Raw genomic sequence first — 24,844 nt, 5'->3', positions numbered from 1 at the left:
TCTAATTTAACATAATAATGGCATGATTATTGCATAAGTTGACTTTGTTCAATAAATGTTAACCTTTATATGATGAAAGAGTCTCATCATGCCTATTTAGTGATACTTGGATTACTAGATAGTGATTACCACTTAGTATTTACCAGTTTACTGAATAATTACATTATATCGGAAAATACTCCTTAACATTCTGTTTTTAATTTATTTTCCAATTATTTACCTAGAACATAAAGAAGCCCTAGGCACAAGTTAACAGTATGCCTAGGACTAACAATGTAGCATATTGAATTTTTTAGTGAAAATGACTGCGACTATACGATGGAAGAATAAAGAATCCTTCTATTTATCTACATTAAGAGCTTCCGTCTAAATCAGCTGAATGCGTAACGCGATTTCGTCCGTTAGACTTAGATGTATATAGAGCCTCATCTGCTTTAGCCAATATAGAAATATTCGTATCATGCTCTGTGAAAGTAGCCGCACCGACGCTTATCGTTACGGGACAGCTGCTCCACGGAGCCTCTTCAACAATCTTCCGCAGTCTTTCAGCTGCCTGTTTTGATTGCATTTCATTCATTTCTGGCAAAAGAATAATAAATTCTTCTCCACCATAACGGGCTACAGTATCACTTTCTTTTGAATTGGCCTCGAGAATCCGGGCAAATTCTCGTAAAACTTGATCCCCAGTCAGATGACCATACGTATCATTCACTTTTTTAAAATGATCGATATCCATAATTAGAAGAGAAAAAGGAGTTTTAGAAAGAAAAAAATGGTCAATATGCGAATCTAGCTTTTCAATAAAATAACGCCTATTTTTTAATCCAGTTAAGGTATCTGTGACTGCCAGACTCTCTAATTTAGCATTTAACCTCATAAGCTCTTCTTGCTTTCTTTCAACATCACGATGCAATGCCTCTAATTTCTCAAGCGCCTCATCTTTAATTCGGTAAGCTTCCTCTATTTCTCTCTTTGCATTGCGGATTTCTTTCTCGTAATCAATCCGCCGGGTCATCTTTACAAAAACACATTCTATTTTCTCTGCTTCATTCCCTTCATAGCTTTTCCCATTTAAAAGAACAGGAATGCTCTCCCCTTTGCTGGATTTCAATGTTAAATACATTTCATCCACGTGACCATATAATTGGATAAATGGGTAAAAGTATGTGTGAAACAGAAATTTATTCGCCATGGACATAATCGACTCAATATGGTGATTCATAAGATCGTCTCTACTGTAACCACCCATATCAAGAAACGTTTGATTGACATAGCTTATAATTCCTTGACTATTGATAGTCATATATCCACAAGGAGCACGGTCTAGCCGTTCATCCATTTAATACACCCTCTCAATCGACATAATCCTCTTTAAAGCTTGAAAGATACTCTTTTATAAGGCGGACTGTCTCTTCGGGGTGACTTAAATGCGGGTAATGTCCTTTGGCCTCCATTAAACGAAACGTGCTATTTTTAAGATGACTCTCTAAGTATTTTCCTACTCCTACAGGAACAATACTATCTTCCGAGCATTGTAAAATAAGAGACGGTGTTTCTGCTTTTGCTAAATCCTCCCTATGATCGGAGAAAAAAGTGACTTCGGCAAACTTGCGAGTAACAGCTGGGTCCGTTGAGCAAAAGCTTGTCTCTAACTCTTTAGTAAGAAGAGGGCGGTCTGGATTATTCAGTGCAAGAGGGGCAAGATAACTTGCCCAGCCCACAAAGTTCATCTCCATCATATCCAATAATTCTTCGACATCTTCTCGTTCAAAGCCTCCATAATAACCAGATTCGTCATTTAAATACCGGGGAGATGGCCCGACCATAATCAAGCATTCAAAATACTCCGGTCTTTGAATGGAAGCCATCATTCCTATCATGGAACTGATAGAGTGTCCTACAAATATCACTTTGCCTGCATTTAAGGCTTCCATAACCTCTAGCAAATCCTTTACATATCCTTCAATGGTTCCATATCTTTCATAAGAATAGGCCGTTAAATCTGACTTTCCTGAACCCACATAATCGAATAGCACGACTCGATATTCTTTTTCAAATTGAGGGGCAACAAACCGCCACATATTTTGATCGCATCCAAAGCCGTGCCCAAAAACAATTGTCTTTTCCCCTTGACCAAAAACTTTTACATTATTACGAACAAGAATATTTTCCATTTAATAAAATCCCCTAATGTTCATATTTCTTATTCTTCTACTGGACCGCCATACTCAAAATAATTTTTAGCCGTCTCCCAAAGCCCTACTTTCGATAAACTTGGCAAACGTGATTGCAGCAATTCCCAGAAGACTATAGTCATAACCTCGGCTGTTGGATTCAATCCATTAAATTCCTCAGTATCAAGATTAAGATGTTTGTGATCGAATTTTTGTATGATGGTTTCATCTACTATTTCGTCGAGTTGAGCCAGGTTTATAATCATTCCGGTTACAGGATCAATTTCTCCTTCTACCGTTACTTCAAGAACATAGTTATGCCCATGTCCGTTCGGGTTGTTGCACTTTCCAAAAATCTCTTTATTTTCTTCATCAGATAGCTGATCACTGTGCAATCTATGTGCAGCCGAAAAATGATATTTTCTTGTTAATTGAATCATTGAATTTTCCCCTTTTTGAGAGAACAAAAATGGATTCTCGTGCAATATTATTCTATCAAGTTTACAGCCATTAAATCTATCTTTCAATTCATTCCATATATAATTCACAATATTTTCCGTTGTTGGAATGTGTTCTTTAAAAAAAGAATGTTCCCGGTTTAAAAATTTTCCGTCTAACTCCTCTAAAACTACGCTCTTTACTATTCTATCAACATCCGTAATATTCACTACGATGCCTGATGAAGAATTAAGGTCTCCTTTGACCGTTACTTCTAATGTATAATCATGCCCGTGGCCGTTAGGGTTGCTGCATAAACCAAATGCTTTTCTATTTGTTTCTTCATCCCAAGTATCAATCCGATAACTATGAGCTGCTGAAAACTCCACTTTTCTTGTTAGTAAAATCAAGATTTCATCTCTCCCTGGTGCAAGAATTGATCAATATAGGCTCTCTTACTATTCGCTTTTTCTGTTTATCTTAGTGAGTGCAGCTTCTTGTATCTCACTAAATGCCTTATAAAACTCTTCTACCGATAAAGGCTTGCTAAATAGATAGCCCTGTACTTCATTGCATTGTTGCTGTTGAAGGAATTGAAGCTGTTCAGCTGTTTCTACGCCTTCTGCGATAACGTTGACCTTCAGATTATGAGCCATCGCGATAATGGTCGTAATAATTTTATTATCATCAGAGCCTTCCTCTATATCTTGAATAAAGGACTTGTCGATCTTTAAAGTATGGAACGGGAACTTCTTAAGATAGCTTAGCGAAGAATATCCTGTTCCAAAGTCATCGATTGCAATCTTGACCCCTAGATCTTTTAGCGCCTTCAGCTTGGCAATCACATAGGATTCATTGTACATAGCGATTGTCTCTGTAATTTCCAGTTCTAAATATTCCGGTGCAAGTCCCGTTTCCTTTAATATCTTGCTAACGATTTCTACTAAGTTCGCTTGTTGAAATTGTCGCGGAGAAAGGTTCACTGATACACCCATTTTAGGCAGGCCTAGCCTTTGCCATTCTAGGCTTTGTTTGCACGCTGTGCGCAATACCCACTCTCCTACTGAAACAATTAATCCAGTTTCTTCAGCTAGCGGAATAAATTCTTGAGGGGAAATCATACCCAATTGCGGGTGTCTCCAGCGAATCAAGGCTTCACTTCCAGTTATTTTTCCGGTATTTATATCAACCTTAGGCTGGTAATACAAAGTAAACTCATCATGCTCCAACGCCTGACGCATACCTTTTTCTAAAATCGCTCTTCTTTGAATCCAATCATTCATATCAGCTGTATAGAATTGAAGATTGTTTCTCCCCTGTTCTTTAGCACGATACATGGCCATATCAGCATTTTTAATCACATCTTCAACGTGTTTACCATCTGTCGGATACATACTGATTCCGATACTTGATGTGATAAACAGTTCATTTCCTTCATAAATGAAGGGCTTTTCTAATTCTTTTAAAATAGTTTGTGCCCTGTCATTCGCTTCCTTACAGCTAGTGTTAGGCAGAAGCAAAATGAATTCATCTCCACCAATACGTGACATCATCTCTCCTTCTTTAAGAAGGGAAGAAATACGATTCGTGACAGCTCTTAAAATAGCGTCCCCTGCGGAATGTCCAAGTAAATCATTAATGAATTTAAACCTGTCCAAATCGAGGAATAAAAATGCCATCGTTTCCTTATCGTTTGAATTCGCTAACTCTAATGCCGTTTTATTAAAAAAGCGCAAGTTTGGAAGACCAGTCAAAAAATCGTAATAAGCGTGATATTGGATTTCTTCATTTTTTTTCTTAAGCTCGTCGGTATGATCCAACAAATTCAACGACATGACATTCACTTGATTAGCAAGCGCCCCTAATTCGTCACGACGTTCAATTATCACCTGTTCCCCAAAATTTCCCTTGGCAATTTCGTCAACTTTTAGTAAAATTTGATTAATAGGACTGACAATATACCTAGATAAAAAGTAACTAACAATAAAAACTAGTGCTAAAATAGCAATCGAAATGATGAGGTTATTCAATAACTGCTTGTTCAGTACATCTTGAATTACCTTATAATCTGTTACGATTCCAATTACATAAGGATTTTGAGCAGAAACAGGAATAAAGCTCTTAAGGACTTTTTTACCATTCACTGTGCTCTGTACACTAATTGGTTTACCCGTTTTCATTGCTTTTCTGACAGCTGAAACATCTACGTTTTTATCTTTATACTCGTATTCGCCAAATTGAATGGCCTTATTTTCTAGTTCAATAAATTTCTTTCCGTTCTGTTCTGTATAAACTGGCGGAAGGCCAAAGGTGTTTGGGTTAAATCCAGTAATATTCAGTAAACTCTTGTTGTTGCTTAATGTTTTCTTCACGATAGCGTCAGGACCAATGTGTTCTTCAAAGTCCATAATCTGTTTGTCCCTCATATAGGGACTGATGATATAGTTTGTTGTGCCATCATAATAGTATCCCCATTTATCAACATGGTCAGGATTTGAGGCAGAGACATTCATAGGGCCTGACCAATAATTTGATAATTTTTGACCCTGAGGAATTGTGACATTTTTATTAGAAAATAGCTGTTGAAATGCGGTATACCAATATCCCCATTCTTTAGTACTTAAATTTCTCTCTTGCGGATCAGAAGACTTGACTCCTACGATGTCTCCTTTTTCTTTCACTAGCAGGGTTATATAGGAAACATCGAGCTTTTTGCTAAGCTCTACAAGTTGTTCATTCGTCACTTTATTTATATCGGGATCAAGCGCATTCTGCGCCGCAATGGCTGCGGCACGAAGCTTTTCCCCTATTGCATTCTCCAAAGACTCTACTCCAAATTGTGAATGGTTAATGGCTATACTAATTTCCTTTACTAAGAGTTCCATCTGTTTTTCTTGATCTTTGATTAACAGGTCTCTCGTATAGTAATAGGATAATATATTGTTTAAAATGAGTATGAACGTGACTATCGTAGAAAAAATGAATGATAATTTTTTCTTCAGAGACAAACTCTCTCCCCCAATGCAGGTTGTTTTTTATAGTGATTACAATACACCCTTTGGAGGAGTTAAGGTGATTTCATCCATCCGAACATGAAGTGGAGTAGCAGCCACAAATGACACTACACGTGCTACATCATTAACATGCAGCATATCTTCAGGAGAAAATCCTTCGACACCTTTCCAAATATCCGTGTATGTTGCACCTAATTGAATATTTGTAGTGAAAATATTATGTTTATACCATTCTTCTGCCAAAACACTGCCTAAGCCGCTCAGTGCTTGTTTAGAAGCCGCATATATAGAATTCAATGGCAAACTCCTTTTCGTTGCGATAGAACTAATATTAATGATGCGCCCTCCTTCCTTCTCCAGTAACGGGAAGGCATTTTGGATGCAGTGAAACAAACCAAACACATTCGTTTGAAAAACAGCTTCCCATTCCTTGGGAGTAAACTCTTCAAATGCCTTAAAGTAACCAATGCCTGCATTGTTAACTAGCACGTCTATAGCTTCATGCTGTTCACCGATCCTGTTAAAAGCGTTCTTTATTTCTTCTTCATCCATGATGTTCATTTGCAGAGGGATCACATTTTTCACACCACTGTTTACTTCTTTCTCCCGGGTCGTCGCATAGGTGATGAAACCTTGTTTCGCAAGATTACGGCTAATTCCTTCGCCAATCCCTTTTAACCCACCTACAACAACAGCAACTTTATCTCTCATATTGCACCTCTTTTTGCTTGGTTACTTTGTAAATATAGCCAAAAATATCTGTTAATAGATAGTACTCACTATATTCTTTCATCCTATCAATCCAATTACCCATGACTTTTAAATCAACACCATGAGCTCTTTGCTGTAACACAGCAAAATCGAAAACATACTGGTTTTCTTCAATTTCCCCATGGACAATATGGTACAAAATCCAATTTAATGGATTGTCAATAATGAGCTCGCAGCCACTTTCGGTTACCAATGGTACGGGCCTTGGGACGATAGCTGGAGCCGTAGCATCAATTCCTTCAGGCGTTATGGAAGGCATAATTAATTGAAATGTAATATGTTGATTTTCAAGCAAATCTATTTCAGGAGTATACTCATATGCTTGCACCGTAACAGGTGTGTTCCCCAGCTCGTTCTTTAATCCTTGAAGTTCATTTAAGGAAAATGGGATTTTCGTTTTTTTCGTATATTCATTTCCTTGAAGATATGTTCTATTAAACTCCTCAACTAGCTGATGCACCGTCACATCAACCCCTAATGTGCCTATTCTGCTCGCTGCAGTCTGGATAGCTAATCGAGAATTATCACTCGCCAGCCATCTTCGGTTCATTTTTTCGGCCGTAAAAGATAAAGAGCCGCTTCCGCAATAGAAATCCCCCACTAAGTCTCCTTCACTTGTCGTCATTTCTAAAATACGCTCCATCAGTTTTTCAGGTTTTTGTGTAGCATAAAATGTATCTTCTTCTCCCAGGTGTTCATACTGTCCAACATCATCCCAAACGGATGAATAAGAAACGTCCTTCTTTTTAAAGTAGTGATCTGTTTTAGCATAAAAAAATAAAGATTCGTGATTAAGGCCAAATTGCGACTTCTTATATACCGCGTTATCCGCAAACTTCCAAACGACTTCTCCAAGAAACCGATTAGGTCCAAATATTTCATCTAAAATCACTTTTAAATAATGCCCTTCTTTTTGTGATGTATGAAAAACAAGGATTCCTTTTTCATTTAGTAACTCTCTAGCAGTTGCGATTCTCTCTCGGTAATTAGAACGATAAATATCCGAATGATAGAAGTTTTTAATAGTGGCAGCCTCATTCCACGGATCAATAATACGTTCATCTAACCTCTTATTAAACACAGAGAAAACCCAGCCGGAATTGAACGGACCATCAAAATAAATCATGTCGAATTTTTCTTTGTAACCTATATTAATTAACCCTTGCATAATATACAAATTATCACCATAAAATAGACCATTTTCCTTAATTTTATTTGGTTCAAATATCACAATCCATTCAACCCTCCATGTCTTTAAACCTATTTTATTGAAACTGTTTTCCATAAGAGGAATTATTCAATAATACTTATTGTACTTTTTTTATCGAATTGTCGATACCTCTTTTTATTTGTCGATAAACAAAGAATTATGTCTATTTTTAAGTATGCAGGGCTTGAACTACCTAAAAAGCTAGGAGAACCCCTTAAAATACCGTTATAATGAGAAAAATTATTTATAGAGAATTTAGGAGGATGACAAGGTCACAAAAAGGGGGCATTCTATGCCAGAATTATTCATTACCATGCTCGAACGGCCTGGAATTATTGTCACTATCGTTTTTATCTTGACGCGCTTTAGGTTTTTTAGGGGCATGGTTTATTAAGAACAGCTGCATCACTGCGATCCTATTCCTCAATTTTTGTGGCATTATCGGTACATATACACGGTTTAGTTGCTAATTCGCGTATGGTCGGTGCCGTATCAGTCAGTCTTCTTGATAGTTATAGAGTTGGTATTGGATTTGGACGCTGCATTCGAAAGAAGGAAGCGGTCTTGCTATTTACAATGTAAACCGCAGGCTAAGGGAGAGATCTTTAATCTGAAACCTAAAGACATTCTTTATACATTTATTTAGAGACAATAAATTAACGAGTATTATTACAGAAAAGTGGAAAAGAAGTGCATGAATGCATGCACTTCCTTTTTATTGTCTTTATCTTATCGATAAGCATCTGTTACAAGAAGGCGATCTACCTCTTTGATGGAGCTTCGTCCTGAAATAGCTAATTGCAGCTCAGTCTGTGCAATAAAGTTTTCAATCACTTCCCGTACACCCATTTCCCCAGCTACCCCTAGAGCATAAGCATAGGGACGGCCAATCAGCACGGCGGAGGCACCAAGAGCCATCGCTTTCATAACATCGGCTCCCCTTCTGATCCCGCTGTCCAACAAAACAGGAATTTTATTTTCAATGGCTTCGCATATAGAAGGGAGTACATCTAAAGTAGCGACGGCTCCATCTAACTGCCGGCCGCCATGATTAGAGACAATAACGCCTTTTACCCCATGTTCTAGCGCAAGCAGCGCATCGTCCGGATGAGTCACTCCTTTTAATAAGACGGGTAGCGGAGTTTGCTGGCAAATATACTCTAATTCTTTCCAAGTAAAAGCCGTATTATTTCCTTCATCTAACGCCTTCTTGCTTGCCGCTTTCACATTTTTTTCTGGCGGTTCCTCTAATTTTGAAAGAAAGACAGGATCAGAAAAATAATTCCCCATGCCTTCTCCTGACAGAAAGGGCAAGTACGCATTATGTAAATCCTTCTCTCGCCAGCCGAGTAAAGTAGAATCGATTGTAACGACGATCGCCGAATAACCAGCGTTCTCCGCCCTTTTTAAAAAGCTATTTGTCAGGTCATGATCTTTAGGGGGATACAGTTGGAACCATCTGAGGGCATCCCCCATTGCTTCAGCCACTTCCTCCATCGACTTCGTAGAAACGTTGCTGAGAATATAAGGGACCCCTAACTTAGCTGCTGCTTTTGCAGGAGCAAGTTCAGCCTCTGGGTGAAGAATCGAATTCACCCCAATAGGTGCAAGTAGAATTGGGACAGGAATCGATTTTCCAAACAATTTGATTGTTAAATCACGCTTCTCGACGTTACGGCAAATCCTTGGCTGGATCTGATATTTTTGAAAAGCTTCTAAGTTGGCTCGCATCGTATCTCCTGCTCCTGCCCCGCCATTTACATAGTCAAAGGGTCCAGCAGCAAGTATCTTTCTTGCTCTTTCTTCCCATTCCTTTATCGAAACCGGCAGAAGCTTTGCCCCTTCATCTCCGCTCTGGTAAAACTTCATCTGAATATCTTCACAGTTCTTCATTCTAGTCCTCCCCTTAGAGTTATGTGTCAGGATGTATATTACTTATCCAACAAAGTGAGATTGAATATTCCTTCTGTATTATTGCCTAAATCCTTACACTATATTGTTGGAAGAGAAAAAATTTACTCTTAGCACGTTGTCATCATCATTCTCAGACAGGACTAAGAACAACAGGGACCAATATTTCAAGAAAAACCTTACAAAAATGTAAGAACGGTGTAAGAAAGATGAATTTCTTGCTTTCAATGAATGGCATATAATTTTTTAAAATGAGATATAAGGAGGAACAATCCAGTGAATTTTTATGAGATAAATGTTGAGCTATTTAGAATGATCAACAATTTAGGAAACCACTTTACATACTTAAACCCTGCTATGACATTCACCGCTAAATATATGGTCTTTTTCTTAGCCTTAAGCATTATCCTGTTTTGGTTTATGGGAAGCGAGACAAATAGAATGATGATTGTTTGTGGAGCCATTACTTTGGCTGTAGCTGAAGTATTAGGAAAGCTTGCTGGAAAGATCCATTCCAACCATCAGCCATTTGCCGAACTAGCTAATGTGAATAAATTGATTGGGCATGCTGTCGATAACTCCTTTCCGAGTGATCACACCATTTTATTTTTTTCGTTTTGTATGACCTTCTTTCTGTTTAAAAAAAGAGGGAGAGCATTGTGGCTGTTATTAGCTGCTTTAGTTGGCTTTTCTCGTATTTGGGTAGGTGTTCATTATCCAGCGGATGTCTTCGCGGGAGCAGCCATTAGTGTTTTCACTGCCGTACTCGCTTATTGGGGAGTGCCTAAGTTAAGCTTTATTAAGAGGCTGTTAGTGATTTATGAAAGAGGAGAACGGAGAATCCTTCCTATAAAAAGCAATTCAAGAAACTATTAATGAGGTCAAAGTGTTAAGAATAAAAGCTGCTCATGACAGCACTCTGGAGCATTTACACATAGACAGCTATCATGAGCTGCTAACTTTTTAGTCATACTGGCTTTTTTATTTAATACTATATAATTTGCATTTATCATAAAAGCTGGTTTTGCTAATTCCTAATAACTTTGCTGCTTTTAACTTATTGCCTTTTGCAACGGCTAAAGCACGCTGCATAGCTTGTTTTTCAGCAGCAACAACTGCTTCTTTTAAAGGCTGAACTGACAAGGACGGAGATAACTCATGAATGTTTGCTGGTTGATGTTCATCATGTACATTAATTTTAGCTTCTTCTGTTATGTCGGCTTCCTGATCGCGTAAATATAATGGCAGGTGAGGCAGCTTAATGACTTTGCCGTCCAGCACATTAATCGAACGCTCTAGCACGTTCTCCAACTCGCGAATGTTCCCCGGCCAAGAATGTTGTGTTAATCTCACCGCCACTTCCGGCGATAACTCTATGCTGTTACGGTAAAATTTTGTTCCTAACTTTTTTAATAGCCAATTAGAAATAAGGATAATATCTTCCCCTCGTTGTCTCAGCGGAGGAATTTCAATTTTAATGACATTTAAGCGGTAATATAAATCTTGGCGAAAATCCCCTTTCTTCACCATCTTTTCTAAGTCACGATGGGTAGCTGCAATGATTCGCACGTCAACAGAGATAGATTTTTGACCGCCTACTCGATAAATTTCTTTTTCCTGGAGGACTCTTAACAGTTTACTTTGCATAGAGAGAGGCATGTCCCCGATTTCATCCAAGAAGAGCGTACCCTTGTTGGCCATTTCAAACTGCCCCTTCTTTCCCCCTTTTTTAGCTCCTGTAAAAGCGCCATCCTCGTAGCCAAACAGTTCAGATTCCAGCAAGTGCTCTGGAATAGAGGAGCAATTAATCGCAACAAAAGGACCGGACGCGCGCATGCTGTTATGGTGGATCGCATGAGCAAACAATTCCTTTCCCGTACCAGATTCACCGATCAATAGAACCGAAGAATTGCTTCCTGAAATTCTTTGGGCAAGCTTTTTAACCGAGAGAAACGCCGGGCTGTCTCCAATTAAATCATTAAAGTTATATTTACTTTGCAAGTCTCTCTGGGCTCTTGCTTGGTAATAATTCAACTCCTCCACGAGATTTTGAATTTTTGTCTTGTACATCTGCCACTCTTCAGGGTTACGAAACATAACACTGCCTAAAGCGCCGACAATTTCCCCATTCTCAAACAGAGGAAACCGATTAGCAATCATCTCGCTGCCATTGATCGATTGAAGGGCAGCAAGTTCGGTTTGTCCTGTTTTAGCTACGATATGCATGCGTGAGTTTTCAATTACGTCCTGTACGGGACGATTGACTGCCTCTTCTACCGTCGTTCCAATAAACTCACAGTACCCCTCATTGATATAGATAATAATGCCGTTGCGGTCGACAACAACAACTCTTTCTGCCAATAAATTAATGATTTGTTCATACCAGCTATTCGGAATTTTTTCAAAAGCCCGTTTCATTCCACATCCCCCCTTCTCACCTTCATGTATGTATTATAACAAAAATACAACCATAAATTTCCTTAACATAATTCCTATACAACAAATAAGAGAACCCTATTCCAATCAATCGGACAGGATTCTCTTTGAACTTTTAGTTTGCATTCACATTATCCATTTCCCACTTTACTGAGCAGTGTAGCCGCCATCTAGCACGACAGCTTGCCCTGTCACTCCTCTCGCTTTGTCACTGGCTAAAAAGACAGCATAATCAGCGATTTCTGATACCGTTAACAGCCGTTTTTGGGGAACGAGAGGCAATAACACTTCATCAATCGCACGGTCCAAGCTGACATTTCTTGTTTCCGCCAAGTCGCTTAATTGCCCCCTGACTAACGGTGTGTCTACATAACCAGGACATAAAGCGTTGACCGTGATGCCATGTTCTGCGCCTTCTAATGCGGCCACCTTCGTCAAACCAATGACCCCATGCTTGGCACTATTGTATGCCGCTTTTCCGGCAAAGCCAATAACGCCATTTATAGAAGCCATATTGATAATTCTGCCAAAGCCCTGTTCCTTCATAGCTGGAAATACATGCTTTATCCCAATGAAAGGCGCCGTTAACATGACTTTGATTAACTGTTCAAATTTCTCTGTAGGAAACTCTTCAATAGGAGCAACATATTGAACTCCTGCATTGTTCACTAAAATATCTACTTTCCCGAACGTTTTTTGTGCCAATTCAAGGCTGTTTTTATAAGCTTCCTCATCGGTTACATCACACGGAGCGGCCAATGCGGTGAATCCTTGTTCCTTTAATTCTAAAACTACTTGTTCACTTTTTTCAGCGTTTAAATCTGAAATAACGATATTGGCTCCTTCTTCGGCGAACGTCTTGGCAATCTCTAAGCCAATTCCGCTGGCCGATCCCGTAATAAATGCTGTTTTTCCTGTTAATGCTTTGCTCATATTTCCGCTGCCTCCTTAAATTTAAACACTTTCGTAATCAAAAACGCCCTCTTCCTATTTAAACAATGCCAAAAAATGTGTAAAGGGCAATTACAACGAACACGGCTAATGTCTTGATAACTGTAATAGCAAATATATCTCGATACGATTGTTTGTGTGTCAGTCCGGTCACAGCAAGAAGTGTGATAACGGCTCCGTTATGAGGAAGCGTATCCATGCCGCCTGATGCCATGGCGACTACTCTATGCATTACTTCAGGAGGGATATTAGCTGCCGCAATCGCCTGATTGTATTTATCAGCCATTGCTCCCAATGCAATGCCCATACCGCCGGAAGCCGATCCAGTCATCCCCGCAAGTGTAGTCGTCGTCACCGCTCCATTTACGAGCGGATTAGTGAACGTATTAGAGATCCCATCACTCATTTTCGCAAACCCTGGAAGCGCGGCGATAATTCCCCCAAACCCATATTCCGCCCCGGTATTCATAGTGGCCAAGAGCGAACCGCCGATGGCTGTGTTCACGCCTTCTTTAAATCCTTTTGTAACCCGTTTCCAATCGTACGCTATTGATGAAACAATACCCACTAACAGGGCCATAATAATCGCCCAAACAGGTGCAACTGTGGCAACATCTACTGAATAATCCTTTAAGCCAATAGCCGAAAAGTCAAAACCATTAGGGTACCATTTTGGTATATACGTAATAAACAGCTTATTCGTCACCCCAACGAGAAGAAGCGGAACGAAGGCTAAAACCTGTCTAGCTGTCGATTGTTGTGATGTTAAATTAGGAAGCCCAGTGCTTTCCTCTCTTGTCTCAGCGTTTTCCACTGCAGCTGCCTCTTCCGCTTCAAATCCGTAATAGCCTTCACCGGCCTTTTCAGCTTTCTTTCTCCTTGTTTCCAAGTAAAACAGGCCTGCAGCTAACACAAGAATCCCGCCAATAATGCCAAGCGTTGGGGCTGCATAAATATTTGTTTTAAAAAACGAAATGGGAATGACATTTTGAATCTGCGGTGTTCCCGGCAAAGCATCCATTGTAAATGTAAATGCCCCAAGCGCAATTGTTCCTGGAATGAGCCTCTTTGGAATATCCGCCTGCCTAAACATTTGAGCAGCGAACGGGTAGATAGCAAACACGGCTACGAATAAACTAACACCGCTATACGTCAATATCGCCCCTAATAATACGATCGTTAACATAGCCCGTTTGGCTCCAAGCCAACGCACAATCGTCTTGGCGATCGATTCTGCGATTCCTGACATCTCTACAACCTTCCCAAAAATAGCTCCTAATAGGAAAACAGCAAAATAAGATTTAATAAATCCAACCATCTTTTCCATGAACACACCCGAGAAGAAAGGCAAAACGTGCAATGGGGCAATTAGCAAAACAGCGAGCAGCGCACAAATAGGCGCAAACAAAATGACTGAATAACCCCGATAAGCAAAAAAGATTAAAAGGCCAAGCGACAATAAAATAACTAGCAAATCCATGTAAATCCCCCCTGTATCGTTTGATCAATCATAAAGTGCTGCCTCTCAGTAAGCGTTTACATTACAAAGCAGCCTCTATGTTATTTCCCCCTCTGTCTCCAAAAGCTAATCATCCTGTTAATTTCTTTCAATCATTATAAAACAGGCTTACCTCTATTTCTCTTTAGATTGCAATTATCGTACCAATCAAAAGAAACTCACGAATATTCCTATTGCAAAAGGAAATCTCTTACTAATGAGCTAAAGAGGGATTCCAAAAAAACGGAAAATTCCTGTTTCACGGAACTAACCCTTCGGAAAAGTCCAAAAAAACGGAAAACTCTTATCATTTTATTGAGTGAAGCCACCCTATTACATTCAGAATGAATAAAGTCTTAACTGCGTTTAGATTGTAAAGATTGATATACCCTAAGTTAGAACCTCAAAAATGGTGGAACAGATTAAGAGATAGACGTCCCCTCCCCATCTCTCCAGGCGAATGGCTTCTTACTCCAGTTAGGCATGACTAGGCGGCTGAAAAATTCTTGAAAACACATCGGTTATTAAGTTATTCTTAAGCATACAATTCTTACTTAAGGCTGTGATCAATATTGCGTATTAATAAATTCATTAGCGAGTCTGGAAAATCATCTAGAAGAGGAGCAGATAAATTAATTAGTGAAGGAAGAGTCACCATTAATGGGAAATTAGCAGAGATAGGGAGTCAGGTTGAACCAGGAGATGACGTCCGGATAGATGGAAAGCCTATTCAAATGGAGAAAAATCACGTTTACATTGCATTAAATAAACCTGTAGGCATTACGAGCACAACCGAGAAACATATCAAGGGAAACATCGTTGATTTTGTCAATCACCCCTTAAGAATTTTTCACATTGGCCGGCTCGATAAAGATTCAGATGGCTTAATCCTGCTCACAAACGACGGAGATATCGTAAACGAAATTTTGCGTGCTGAAAACAATCATGAAAAAGAGTATATTGTAACGGTAGACAAGCCTATTACGCCTGAATTCCTGAAAAAGATGGCAAGCGGAGTAGAAATTTTAGATACAAAAACACTTCCTTGTGAAGTAACAAAGGTTTCGAAATACGTATTTCGTATTATTTTAAAACAAGGATTAAATCGACAAATTCGACGTATGTGCGCAGCACTCGGATATAAGATCTATAGACTTCAACGGATTAGAATTATGAATATACACTTAGGAGACCTTCCTATCGGGCAATGGCGAGACTTAACTAAGAAAGAGCTCAATCAATTGTTTAAAGACTTGAACTATACACCAAAGGATTGGTAAATAAGAGGGAGGTGAGATAATAAAAGCTATTCCACCTCCCTTTTCTATATCTCCTCCGCCTTTTCGTTAGCTAACATACTAGGCTTGCTTTGCCCATAGTAAAAGAACACTGGCAAAAATAATAAAGAAGCAAATGACAGTAATATAAAAGTATTAAGCATGGGGCTAATAGCTCCCTCTGTAATTAATAATAGCCCTCCCCCTGCCTTGCCAATTAATCCGTAAAATAAACCGTAAGCAACATTTAATCCAAAGTGAATGCCTGTATCCGCCCAAATCGAGCCGGATTTGTAGAAAGAAAAGGTTAATGAACAACCTAGAATAAGAGAAAAAACAAAATTTAAAATGGTGAGATCGCCATTCCAAAAGTCGTCTAAAGCATAGACAAAAATACTTATGATGCCGATAAACATCGGCGGTAACTTGCCTATCAATATATTGATAACAAATCCCCTTGTAATCAAATCGTTGATGAAGGATCCTAGGAAAAATCCGATCATTACCTGAATTAACGCCCACCAAGCCTCTCCGCCTGTTTGGATTCCTATTATTTCAAACTTTCCAATCCACCCATAAACACTATACATGAGCAGCCAAACTCCAAAGCCCATGACAAAACTGGCAGCAAAATGTTTCCGCCAGTTGTGGTGGAACACTAACCCGATTCCTTTCAGCCCTTGAAGCCCATTTAGCTTTCCAACAGACGAAGCAAGAGGGAAAAACAACAAGAGCCCAACAAATTGAATGATCGTATTGGAAACAAAATGCGTGATCACATTAAAGTATAGATCTAATATCAAAAAGCTGCTCATGCCTATTATTAATTTTTTCATATGTTCTCCTTTTACCATGATCCTTCTTTGTTTCAGCATTGGTTATAAAACGCTTTATAGTTCAAAATTATCACAACTTAATTAGGAGTGTAATCTTTTTAATGAAGAACAAGCCTTAGCTTGCTCAATTTTTCCGGAAAACAAAAAACCGGAAGAGCCATGAGCTCTTCCGGAGAGAATATTCTAAATCTTAACAGCGTTATTCAGCTTTTGTTAATCGAACGACTAGTAACCCAAAGAGTACTAGGGAAGCCAGAGCGATAAAGGCAAGAGTCAGCAGTACTTGGCTAAATGCAATCTTATCTATCATAGCAGCTGTGTAAGCTATACCAATAGCAGCTGCTACATTTAATACTAAATTATAAAATCCAACAGCTGTACCTGCTCTTTCTTTCGGAATTGTGTTAATGCACGTATCGAGCAGTGGTGCATACATGAAGGCAAAAGAACCTGAGAATAACACCATTGAAAGAACAAACACGACAACCGAACTCTCTACGAGGAACGATGGCAGCAATAAGCTTATGGCAATACCAAGCATAGCCGCTACAATCGCTCGCTTACTGCTCAAGATCTTTGCAATCTTACCAGACAAGCCCCCAACGATAACGGCGGTTACATAACCTGGAATGAGGAGCAAGGAAATCATGTCCAGTTTTAGACCATAAACCTTTTCCAACAAAAACGGAAACAGGAAAATGTAGCCTAGCTGTACCGTATAAATAACAAAAGCGACCGCAAGAGTATAAATAAATCGTTTATTTTGGAAAAAAGCAATATCGATTAATGACTTTGTACTCTTACTAATATAAGCAAGGAATAAGGCGACTGCAGCGATAAAGACAACAATATAAATCCAGTTAAAATTTGATAGATACAGCATCACCGAAGTGGCAATAGCAGCAATTAGAAAGAGGCCGATTACGTCGACATGACTCTTTTTTGCTTTTTCCTTCGGCAGATATTTCATAATAAACGGAAGGATGAGAAGCGTTAACAAAGGAATCAAAAATAAGGTTGTCCAATCTAAATAGGTTGAAACATATCCGCCCGTTAAAGAACCAATCACGAGTGATAAAGAGTAGCTGCTCGTGCTTAATCCTAAAAATTTCTTCTGTTCCTCACGAGGTAAATGCTTTGTTACGTAGATGACGTATAACGTTTCGGCTGAAGCTAAGCCAGCCGTCTGAATAATCCTTGAAATGAGAATCATCGTAAAGGATTCTTGAAAAAGAAATCCCATTAAAGAGCCGATACAGATTAAAATAACCCCTGTGCTTAAAAGGGTACGAATGCTAATCGTATCAGCCAAGGATGCATATACAACCGCTCCAATTCCGATCACGAGGCCAGCTAATGTAGCCTGCCAGCTAACGGTTGTAGCTGAAATGCCTAGATCATTGGCAATTTCCACAGAAACTAACCGAAAGGAGTTATCAATGATTAAGGCAAAGACGAAGAAGAATAGGATGACGGGTACAGCTTTTTTGACAAGATGGCTAGGATGATCTGTTGAATGTTCAATTGTTGTAGCCAATAGCTATACTTCCCTTCTAAATGGTGTATTCATGTTGTTTAAGCAAGCTCTAAAGCAATCTCCATCATCTTCGTGAAAGCTGTCTGTCTTTCTTCTTGTGTTGTCTGCTCGTGTCTAAAAATATGATCACTAATTGTTAAAATGCAAAGTGCATTTACACCCGCGTGAGCAGCATTCATATAAAGACCTGCTGATTCCATCTCGGCGCATAAAATTCCCATATCACTCCATTTTTGTAGAGCAGTCGGGTCCGCATTGTAAAAAATATCACTAGAAAGGACGTTTCCGACATGGACCTTCTGACCTTGTTGATCGGCAGCCTTTTTCGCTTTCTCCAATAGCTCAAATGAGGCAGTAATAGAATAGTGGCCTGGAAGGTTATATTGATGGCCATAATTAGAATCCGTTGAAGAACCCATCGCAAACACAATATCATACAAGTTTAAATGATCCTGAATGGCACCAGCAGAACCGACGCGGATTAAATTTTTTACACCAAACACGTTAATAAGCTCCCACGAATAGATGCTCATGCTAGGTGTCCCCATGCCAGTTCCCATAACAGAAATTCTTTTTCCTTTATACGTTCCCGTAAATCCAAGCATGCCGCGAATTTCATTGAATTGTATAACATCCTCTAAATAAGTTTCCGCAATAAATTTTGCCCGTAATGGATCACCAGGCAAAAGAATCGTTTCCGCAATTTCCGCCCCATTTGGCTTAATATGAGGTGTTTCTTTATGTTCTGTTGAGCTCATTATGTTCTCTCCTCTTCACAGTAAAATATCAAAAATTATTATTGCCCACATACAACCATCTATACACTGCTTGATCGCGCTTTCATTTTATATTGACAGGCTGGACAGTCACACCTCTCATTTATACAACTTTACATGTTGTATAAATAGTTGTCTAATAAGTACTAATTAAAAATACCACATACCTTATTCCTTTATCAACTAGTATTTTCAGGGTCTTCATTACTTGGTACACACTTGTCCATGCAAAACTACATGCATAACAAAAAAACAGTACTATTCCATAAAGGAACCGCACTGTTCTTAGAATTTCTATATGTTATTAATTCGAGCGCTTCATTATTTAGAAGCAATGATCCTTATTTGACTATACTCCTTAGGAATGTAGTATTTATTATAAACAACAGGATACGACTCGTTGATGTAGACACTTTCTAACAACAAATCACATTCCTCGGCGCCAACGATTTGATACTTTTCTGTTGATGACTGAATAGCCGTTGAGCGTTTTATTTCTGTAACCGTCGAAGCAGCTAGTTCATACACTTCTTTTTCAAGCATGTCTAACAGCCGCTTTTCATCCTGTAAGTCTAGTCCCATCTCCGAAACAGTTTCAATGGCCATATAGGTAAATGAATAGGCGACAGCTTGATCTTTGCTTTTATACCATCGTTCAAAGGCCACAACAGCCGCAGCTTTTCTGCCTAACACTTGCTGTGTATACTCACTCTCTAAGTCCAGGCGCAGGGTCATCTCTACGTTGTCAATTTTCTCAGTGTGACATTTATACATGGGGTTTCCTATTTTCTCTAAACCGATCGCTGTTTTTATATTTTGCGACCTTGTAACAAAGTTTCCTTTCCCATGAACGCTTTTGATTAATCCATCATCCTGCAACAGGGCTAAAGCCTGCCTTAGCGTCATTCTGCTTACACCCAGCATCTTTGCCAATTCAGGCTCTGCCGGTAACTTCGTATCCACTGGAAACGTGCCATTTATGATCTGTTGAAAAAGTTGATCATACACGACCGTATACAAGGGCTTTTTTCCTTTTTGTATATCGCCAAACTTCATTTCCATCTCTTCACACACCTATATCCTGCTTAAATAGTGACAGGGGTATCATTCATTTAGTAATAGTAGCATACCTCAAAGGTATTATAACACAAACGAACAGCGCCCTTTATAGGGCCTGTTTTTTAAAATAGTCTATAAGCAGTGACAAAGTTGGTTTGCTTGCAAGTTCTCGTACACAAGTCGTTCAGAAATAGAACATAACAGTTAACTTATTCTTAATACTTCAGCAGCCATATGAATAATAAAAATATTTACGACCAAGTAAAAAAATTTTCATCCCTAATGGTAAATCTAGCTATGTTTATCCATTGTAAAGACTGATAAGAACAAAGCATTCCAGTTTTTAAATTTTGGCATAGTTATTGCATAATAAGTGAGGCAATTTTACTTTATAAGGAGGAAATAATGGTGTGGGTGCTAACCCTTTATTTAGAAGATAGTATTCAAATGTTCGAATTTGATAGCAAAAAAGAAGCTAAAGAGAAATGCAATAAGATCGATGGATATAAAATCCTTTCTGAGGTCATTTATTATACAGATGTGGAGAAGATGGAGGCAGTGTAGGCCTTTTACTTTCATCTCCCGAACATTTAAACTCCATTACTAAATCCGGCAGGACGATAAGCTTCCTGCCGGATTTTTTTATAAATTTAAAACCTATGTTTCTTTCTTATGATCAAATATCTTTCCTAAAAAGAAACCATCTATTTCGCTTAATTTCCCCCGCCAAAGAATTTCCCCTTTTGAGGGTGTCGGTTTGCTATCACCGCAATATACCTTTGTGTCTTTCATATGGATAAAGTAGGCTTCAGCGTTATCTTGAGCATGGGCTGCTTCTCCAGCATCTTCAAGCTGTTCACTTAACATTTGGGCAACCTCATCACCATCCTCAAATAACCTGCTCAGCCTATCGAAATACTCCTGAGCAGATATGATGGTTCCTGTAACAACTGCTCCCTTTATGTTTAATGTAATATCTAAGGAAAAATCGTATTTATTGGCCGCTTGAACAAAAAATTCAAGAATGCTGTCTTTCATGACGCCCGATCTCATACTCATTTTACATCTCCTTTCTTAATTTATTCAAAAGGAGATAAGTGTCTTGATCATCTGAAAGAACATTATAGGCTTCCTCAGCCTGACTCACGGGTTTTGATGTTTTGTCAGATGAGCTTTGCTTTTTAGTATTACTTGATCCCTCCTTCTTCTCTTTTTCTTCCTTTTCGTCATCTTGTTGGCTTGTTACACCTTCAGACTTCTCTTCTTTGTCGTCCTGATTAGATCGCTCTTCCGTATCTGTTAGAGTTTGCTTCTTCCCGGCTGACTCATTTTCTTGTAAATCTTCTTCTTTCAATTCGTCGTCTTTTTGCTCAGACGTTGACTCTTGGCGATCATTGCTTTTTTCTTGCATTAGCGTTGTTAGCATTTCCTCTATTTTTCCTAAACGATTCTGCAAATGCTCATTCTCTTGCTTTAATGATTCGTAATCGTTGTCAGTTGATCGTTGGTCTGTCTCATTTTTAGCACTCTCCTCTTGGCCTTCTGAGTGGGATTGTGCTGCTTTATTGTTCAATGAATTTTGGGATATATAGGATTGTGATTCATTGCTATCATTCTCATCCTCTGATTGAGAGCGTGCTTCTTTACTTTGAGATTCAGCTCGTTTATCGTTTAATCGGGTTGACGGTGTAGATTTATTATTTGATTCATTATTTTCGTGTTCTTCTTTTTGCCCTTGGCTCTGATCTTTTCTTTCTTGAATTAATTTTAGAAGCATCTCTTCTAATTGATCATTAGAAATTTTACTTTCCTTATGAGATACATCATTATGATTGGAAGAATTTTTATTGGAATCTGACTTAAGATAGGTTTCATTCTCAGCTGCCTCATCTTGTTCATTCGAATAGCCTTCAGTTAAAACGTCTTCTTTATTAAATAAATTTCCGGCTGAATCCTTAATAGAATCCGCTGCTTTCATGGTCTTTTCTTTAACAGCTTGACCTAAATCCATGCCTGTACTTTTTAACTTATCCGGACTAATATTCTCCATAATTTTTTTTCTATTCTCAGGAGCCGCTAAATATCCAACTGTTGCTCCAATCAGCCCTCCTGCTATCGAACGCTTAATTGCACTATCATTTAGAGTATTTGCTGCTGTTGTATTCTGACTTTCTTTCTTTTTTGTTTTTTCCATTGTAAATCCTCCTATCAATAATTAGATTCGCTGGCATCCAAACGATGTTGGTCTATATTTTTTTCAAGAGATTCTAGCCTTTCGCGCAGCTCTTTATTTTCTTCTTCAAGAGCTTTGACATTATGATCCGAGGCTTTTGAAGTTAAATAGGGATCTGTTTCCCACCAATCCATGCCAATTTCTTTTGCCTTATCAACAGAAGCGACAATCAATCGTATTTTAATGGTTAACAGTTCAATATCAGCAATTCCTACGGTGATATCCCCTGCAATAACCACTCCCTTGTCTAATATCTTCTCCAGCACATCTACAATCGAGCTGGACTGCATTGAATGTTCTACCGCCATTTTGAAGTCCTCCCTGGCGTTTGTCTTAAAGTAAGTTTCCTAAAGGACCAAGATTAATATTGAGATCCTCATCATTCAGTCCGAAAAGTTCTTTTAGTTCTTCCATTTTTTCTTCAAGATTCATTAAGGCTTCGCCTAGGTTTTCAATTTGCTCGTCTGTCAAAGTCCCACCTTCAACACGTCTAATGGCATGCCTTTCAACAATTTGTCTCAACAGCTCAATAACAGTTAAAACAAGCTGAGCCAATCCATGCTCTGCATTTTCAGGGTCAAGGTTAATTTTCCCATTCGATTGGTTGACCGGTTGCATCAGCCAACTCCTCCCTCTCTCTATTAAATTGTTCTGAAGATACCGTTTTGCCATTTACCTGCTGAGCCTGAACAAGAGATTCTACCGAAGCAATTAATAATCTCAAATCGAGATAAACCAGGTCGACTCCTGCAATGGAAATGACCAAATCCGCTTTTAGCGCCACTCCCTTATCAAGGATGACATCCAAAATATCAATGAGCGCGATCTCCTTGTTTTCTATTGTTTCTCTTAATGACATGTTTTTGTCCTCACTTATGAAAAGCTGGAGAAGTGGTAAGCTGGCCAGGGTCCGGATGCCTCAAGCTGCCATCCATTTTCCCGCAGCTCTTTTTCATACTGTTGAATTTGTTCGAGAAAACGCTCTACTTTTGATTTCTCGACAAGATACACACCATTCCAGGCCATATCTTCCTTTCTTGCTGTCGCAGCCGCACTCCAAGCTTTTTTTACGTCTCCTTTACGGGCCAGCTCTTTCAAATGCAAATGAATGTTTTCACTGATTTTGTTTTTTTCTTCTTCAAGCTGGGATTCAATCAGCTTGTCCAGCTTTTTCTTTTCAAAAAATTGTTTCCCCTTTGATAATTGGCTAATCTCTTCTCTTTTTGCTTCTATTACTGGATTGCTCCCGCTCACTTGTTTCTTTAATAACTGATCATTGCAATACATTTTTAAGTTCCATTCTTCATGTCCAGCTATCAGGTCAAATGTATACAGCATGTTAGACCTATTAGACTGAACAGCTCTTTTTAGACTATCTGGGTTTTTATATAAAGTGCAGAATTTCAGCGGTATAACGGTAAAAATCTTCGACAAGGCCATGACCGTTTCATGATGGTGAAAGGCCTTTTCCTGAAGCCATTCCATGTCGTCATTAACCCGCTCTTTTATACTTTCTTCTGAGTACTTTTCTGGATCGAGCTGGCAAACAACAGCTGTTATATCTCCAATAGGAATGGTATACAAGTTATCCGTGCCATCAAATCCCTTTAAAGGCGGAAGAGGCTGCTGACCTTCCTCCTTTCTTGGAATCAAGCCATATAAATAAATCAATCTATCCATCTTCTGCCTCTCCTCCTTTCTTCTTTGCCATCTGTTCCCATTGCGCCATTTCCATTCGTTTTGCTGCTTCATATCTTATAAGCAGTTCTTCTTCCTTAGCCTCATAGGCCGTTTGAGGAATATCACCAAGCTCATACATCATCTGCAGCTGAATGAGCTTTTGTTGAATGGTAGGAAGATCATAGAGCTCTTTATCTGCCTCTTCCTTCACTTTTTCCGCAATTTTTATAACAACGTTAATAGGTGCGGAAACTAACTTATGCAGCATCAGGCTTCCTCAACTTTTAATCTAATATTGACAAAGTTATAGGCAGGCCAAGGACCGCTATAGCTAAATTCCACTTTATCCTTCCATTTTTCATGCAAATCATTTACTTTTTGATCAAACTCATCTTCCTTATCCTGGTCTACTAAAAAAGCGGCATTGAGAAGCATTCTCTCGCCTATCGGATCATTTACTTTTGATGCTTCCGCTAACTCTTTCAATGGGCTAAACACTTCTTGTTTTATCTCATCCTGCAGAGAAGCAATTATTTTTTGGGCTGCTCCGCCCAGCTGGACTCGTTCATAATAGCTGGCTTCCTCAGATTTTCCCTTAATGGCCTGTGCCATCTTGTTAATTTTCGAATTCTCGCTAACCTGTGATTCTAGCCACTCTTTTTTCCCAACCACTTTTAAGCCAAGCTCAACCTTTCCTTTTATTTCAGGAAAGAGCTTTTCAAACTGCGGATACAAGTTTTCCAGCAGTACACGTACGTCTTCTTTTGAATGAAATACATTGCCGAAGCTAACAGGTATGACGGTTGAATTCTGCTTCATCACAAGCGAAACAGCGCCTTGATGCATCATTAAATTTTCTTTATTCGGGTGATAAATTTTCATAGGTACCTCAGCAGCAACAATGGCTGCATCTTTATACCGAATTATAAATAGCTCTCTTTGTTCTCCTTCAAATTCAATCTCACCCAACTTTTCATCTGTTTCTGTCTGGATTCCACAAAAAATGTATATGCCCATTTGTTCTTCCTGGCTCATTGTCAAAC

The 24,844-nt window shown here is 38.9% G+C and carries 26 protein-coding genes; 4 read left to right on the top strand and 22 right to left on the bottom strand.

From position 1 onward, the window contains the following. Window positions 1-352: 352 nt before the first annotated feature. The 6 genes from A8F95_RS05115 to A8F95_RS05090 all read right to left on the bottom strand — a co-directional run bounded on the left by A8F95_RS05115 (window position 353) and on the right by A8F95_RS05090 (window position 7,682). On the bottom strand, window positions 353-1,339 hold the full coding sequence (locus A8F95_RS05115) for a sensor domain-containing diguanylate cyclase (RefSeq protein WP_065409556.1): 987 nt from the start codon (window positions 1,337-1,339) through the stop codon (window positions 353-355). 13 nt (window positions 1,340-1,352) lie between these two features. Then, complete coding sequence (locus A8F95_RS05110) at window positions 1,353-2,174, bottom strand: alpha/beta fold hydrolase (protein WP_065409555.1); 822 nt, start codon at window positions 2,172-2,174, stop codon at window positions 1,353-1,355. Window positions 2,175-2,203: 29 nt separating this feature from the next. Further along, window positions 2,204-3,022, bottom strand: a complete 819-nt coding sequence (locus A8F95_RS05105; RefSeq protein ID WP_065409554.1) for a 6-carboxytetrahydropterin synthase — start codon at window positions 3,020-3,022, stop codon at window positions 2,204-2,206. A gap of 48 nt (window positions 3,023-3,070) precedes the next feature. Further along, complete coding sequence (locus A8F95_RS05100) at window positions 3,071-5,434, bottom strand: bifunctional diguanylate cyclase/phosphodiesterase (RefSeq protein WP_245671130.1); 2,364 nt, start codon at window positions 5,432-5,434, stop codon at window positions 3,071-3,073. 222 nt (window positions 5,435-5,656) lie between these two features. Further along, complete coding sequence (locus A8F95_RS05095; RefSeq protein WP_065409552.1) at window positions 5,657-6,337, bottom strand: SDR family oxidoreductase; 681 nt, start codon at window positions 6,335-6,337, stop codon at window positions 5,657-5,659. Continuing rightward, complete coding sequence (locus tag A8F95_RS05090; RefSeq protein ID WP_077247224.1) at window positions 6,327-7,682, bottom strand: DNA methyltransferase; 1,356 nt, start codon at window positions 7,680-7,682, stop codon at window positions 6,327-6,329. The genes A8F95_RS05095 and A8F95_RS05090 overlap by 11 nt, the downstream gene beginning before the upstream one ends. 357 nt (window positions 7,683-8,039) lie before the next feature. Here A8F95_RS05090 and A8F95_RS23310 point away from each other — a divergent pair, with 357 nt between their 5' ends. Beyond that, a complete protein-coding gene (locus A8F95_RS23310; protein WP_176713627.1) occupies window positions 8,040-8,189 on the top strand; it encodes a hypothetical protein in 150 nt (49 codons plus the stop codon). Between the two features lie 147 nt (window positions 8,190-8,336). Here A8F95_RS23310 and A8F95_RS05085 read toward each other — a convergent pair whose 3' ends face one another. Beyond that, window positions 8,337-9,500, bottom strand: a complete 1,164-nt coding sequence (locus tag A8F95_RS05085; RefSeq protein WP_065409550.1) for an alpha-hydroxy-acid oxidizing protein — start codon at window positions 9,498-9,500, stop codon at window positions 8,337-8,339. A 294-nt stretch (window positions 9,501-9,794) separates the two neighbouring features. Between A8F95_RS05085 and A8F95_RS05080 the strand changes: the two genes are divergently transcribed. Continuing rightward, window positions 9,795-10,394 carry an undecaprenyl-diphosphatase gene (locus A8F95_RS05080; RefSeq protein ID WP_065409549.1) on the top strand — a complete coding sequence of 200 codons (600 nt, stop codon included), beginning with the start codon at window positions 9,795-9,797 and terminating at the stop codon, window positions 10,392-10,394. A 105-nt stretch (window positions 10,395-10,499) separates the two neighbouring features. Here the strand turns inward: A8F95_RS05080 and A8F95_RS05075 are convergent, their stop codons facing one another. From A8F95_RS05075 to A8F95_RS05065, 3 genes are all read right to left on the bottom strand, one after another. Further along, window positions 10,500-11,936: a sigma-54 interaction domain-containing protein gene (locus A8F95_RS05075; protein ID WP_065409548.1), complete on the bottom strand. Its 1,437-nt coding sequence runs from the start codon at window positions 11,934-11,936 to the stop codon at window positions 10,500-10,502. A gap of 165 nt (window positions 11,937-12,101) precedes the next feature. Beyond that, window positions 12,102-12,887 (bottom strand): 3-hydroxybutyrate dehydrogenase, encoded by a 786-nt coding sequence (locus A8F95_RS05070; RefSeq protein WP_065409547.1) that lies wholly within the window; start codon window positions 12,885-12,887, stop codon window positions 12,102-12,104. Window positions 12,888-12,945: 58 nt separating this feature from the next. After that, window positions 12,946-14,385, bottom strand: a complete 1,440-nt coding sequence (locus tag A8F95_RS05065) for a GntP family permease (RefSeq protein ID WP_065409546.1) — start codon at window positions 14,383-14,385, stop codon at window positions 12,946-12,948. A 590-nt stretch (window positions 14,386-14,975) separates the two neighbouring features. Here A8F95_RS05065 and rluF point away from each other — a divergent pair. Then, window positions 14,976-15,683, top strand: a complete 708-nt coding sequence (gene rluF / locus A8F95_RS05060; RefSeq protein ID WP_065409545.1) for a 23S rRNA pseudouridine(2604) synthase RluF — start codon at window positions 14,976-14,978, stop codon at window positions 15,681-15,683. A 44-nt stretch (window positions 15,684-15,727) separates the two neighbouring features. Here rluF and A8F95_RS05055 read toward each other — a convergent pair whose 3' ends face one another. From A8F95_RS05055 to A8F95_RS05040, 4 genes are all read right to left on the bottom strand, one after another. Beyond that, a complete protein-coding gene (locus tag A8F95_RS05055; protein ID WP_176713626.1) occupies window positions 15,728-16,516 on the bottom strand; it encodes a CPBP family intramembrane glutamic endopeptidase in 789 nt (262 codons plus the stop codon). A 199-nt stretch (window positions 16,517-16,715) separates the two neighbouring features. Continuing rightward, window positions 16,716-18,041 (bottom strand): MFS transporter, encoded by a 1,326-nt coding sequence (locus tag A8F95_RS05050; RefSeq protein ID WP_065409587.1) that lies wholly within the window; start codon window positions 18,039-18,041, stop codon window positions 16,716-16,718. 50 nt (window positions 18,042-18,091) lie between these two features. Beyond that, window positions 18,092-18,811, bottom strand: coding sequence for a purine-nucleoside phosphorylase (deoD, locus tag A8F95_RS05045; RefSeq protein WP_065409543.1), 720 nt, complete (start codon window positions 18,809-18,811; stop codon window positions 18,092-18,094). Window positions 18,812-19,150: 339 nt separating this feature from the next. Beyond that, window positions 19,151-19,891, bottom strand: coding sequence for a GntR family transcriptional regulator (locus A8F95_RS05040; RefSeq protein ID WP_065409542.1), 741 nt, complete (start codon window positions 19,889-19,891; stop codon window positions 19,151-19,153). A 402-nt stretch (window positions 19,892-20,293) separates the two neighbouring features. Here A8F95_RS05040 and A8F95_RS22320 point away from each other — a divergent pair, with 402 nt between their 5' ends. Beyond that, window positions 20,294-20,452 carry a hypothetical protein gene (locus A8F95_RS22320; RefSeq protein ID WP_176713624.1) on the top strand — a complete coding sequence of 53 codons (159 nt, stop codon included), beginning with the start codon at window positions 20,294-20,296 and terminating at the stop codon, window positions 20,450-20,452. 93 nt (window positions 20,453-20,545) lie between these two features. Here the strand turns inward: A8F95_RS22320 and gvpU are convergent, their stop codons facing one another. Genes gvpU through A8F95_RS05000 form a run of 8 tightly spaced genes read right to left on the bottom strand, consistent with a single transcriptional unit; the run spans window position 20,546 to window position 24,836 of the window. After that, window positions 20,546-20,947, bottom strand: coding sequence for a gas vesicle accessory protein GvpU (gvpU, locus tag A8F95_RS05035; RefSeq protein ID WP_095407437.1), 402 nt, complete (start codon window positions 20,945-20,947; stop codon window positions 20,546-20,548). Between the two features lies 1 nt (window position 20,948). Beyond that, a complete protein-coding gene (gvpT, locus tag A8F95_RS05030) occupies window positions 20,949-22,082 on the bottom strand; it encodes a GvpT/GvpP family gas vesicle accessory protein (protein ID WP_065409541.1) in 1,134 nt (377 codons plus the stop codon). A 14-nt stretch (window positions 22,083-22,096) separates the two neighbouring features. Continuing rightward, window positions 22,097-22,429, bottom strand: coding sequence for a gas vesicle protein (locus tag A8F95_RS05025; protein ID WP_065409540.1), 333 nt, complete (start codon window positions 22,427-22,429; stop codon window positions 22,097-22,099). Window positions 22,430-22,454: 25 nt separating this feature from the next. Beyond that, on the bottom strand, window positions 22,455-22,739 hold the full coding sequence (locus A8F95_RS05020; RefSeq protein WP_065409539.1) for a gas vesicle protein K: 285 nt from the start codon (window positions 22,737-22,739) through the stop codon (window positions 22,455-22,457). Then, window positions 22,705-22,980: a gas vesicle protein gene (locus tag A8F95_RS05015; RefSeq protein ID WP_065409538.1), complete on the bottom strand. Its 276-nt coding sequence runs from the start codon at window positions 22,978-22,980 to the stop codon at window positions 22,705-22,707. The genes A8F95_RS05020 and A8F95_RS05015 overlap by 35 nt, the downstream gene beginning before the upstream one ends. 14 nt (window positions 22,981-22,994) lie before the next feature. Then, the gene (locus tag A8F95_RS05010; RefSeq protein WP_065409537.1) at window positions 22,995-23,801 is read right to left on the bottom strand and encodes a GvpL/GvpF family gas vesicle protein; all 807 of its coding nucleotides are present in this window, start codon (window positions 23,799-23,801) and stop codon (window positions 22,995-22,997) included. Further along, on the bottom strand, window positions 23,794-24,069 hold the full coding sequence (locus tag A8F95_RS05005) for a gas vesicle protein GvpG (RefSeq protein WP_065409536.1): 276 nt from the start codon (window positions 24,067-24,069) through the stop codon (window positions 23,794-23,796). The genes A8F95_RS05010 and A8F95_RS05005 overlap by 8 nt, the downstream gene beginning before the upstream one ends. After that, window positions 24,069-24,836 (bottom strand): GvpL/GvpF family gas vesicle protein, encoded by a 768-nt coding sequence (locus tag A8F95_RS05000; protein WP_065409535.1) that lies wholly within the window; start codon window positions 24,834-24,836, stop codon window positions 24,069-24,071. The genes A8F95_RS05005 and A8F95_RS05000 overlap by 1 nt, the downstream gene beginning before the upstream one ends. Window positions 24,837-24,844 lie beyond the last annotated feature (8 nt).

This window comes from Pseudobacillus wudalianchiensis, assembly GCF_001685015.1.
In the GTDB taxonomy this organism is placed as follows: Bacteria; Bacillota; Bacilli; order Bacillales; family Domibacillaceae; genus Pseudobacillus; species Pseudobacillus wudalianchiensis.
This window is presented reverse-complemented; position numbering and strand designations above follow the sequence as displayed.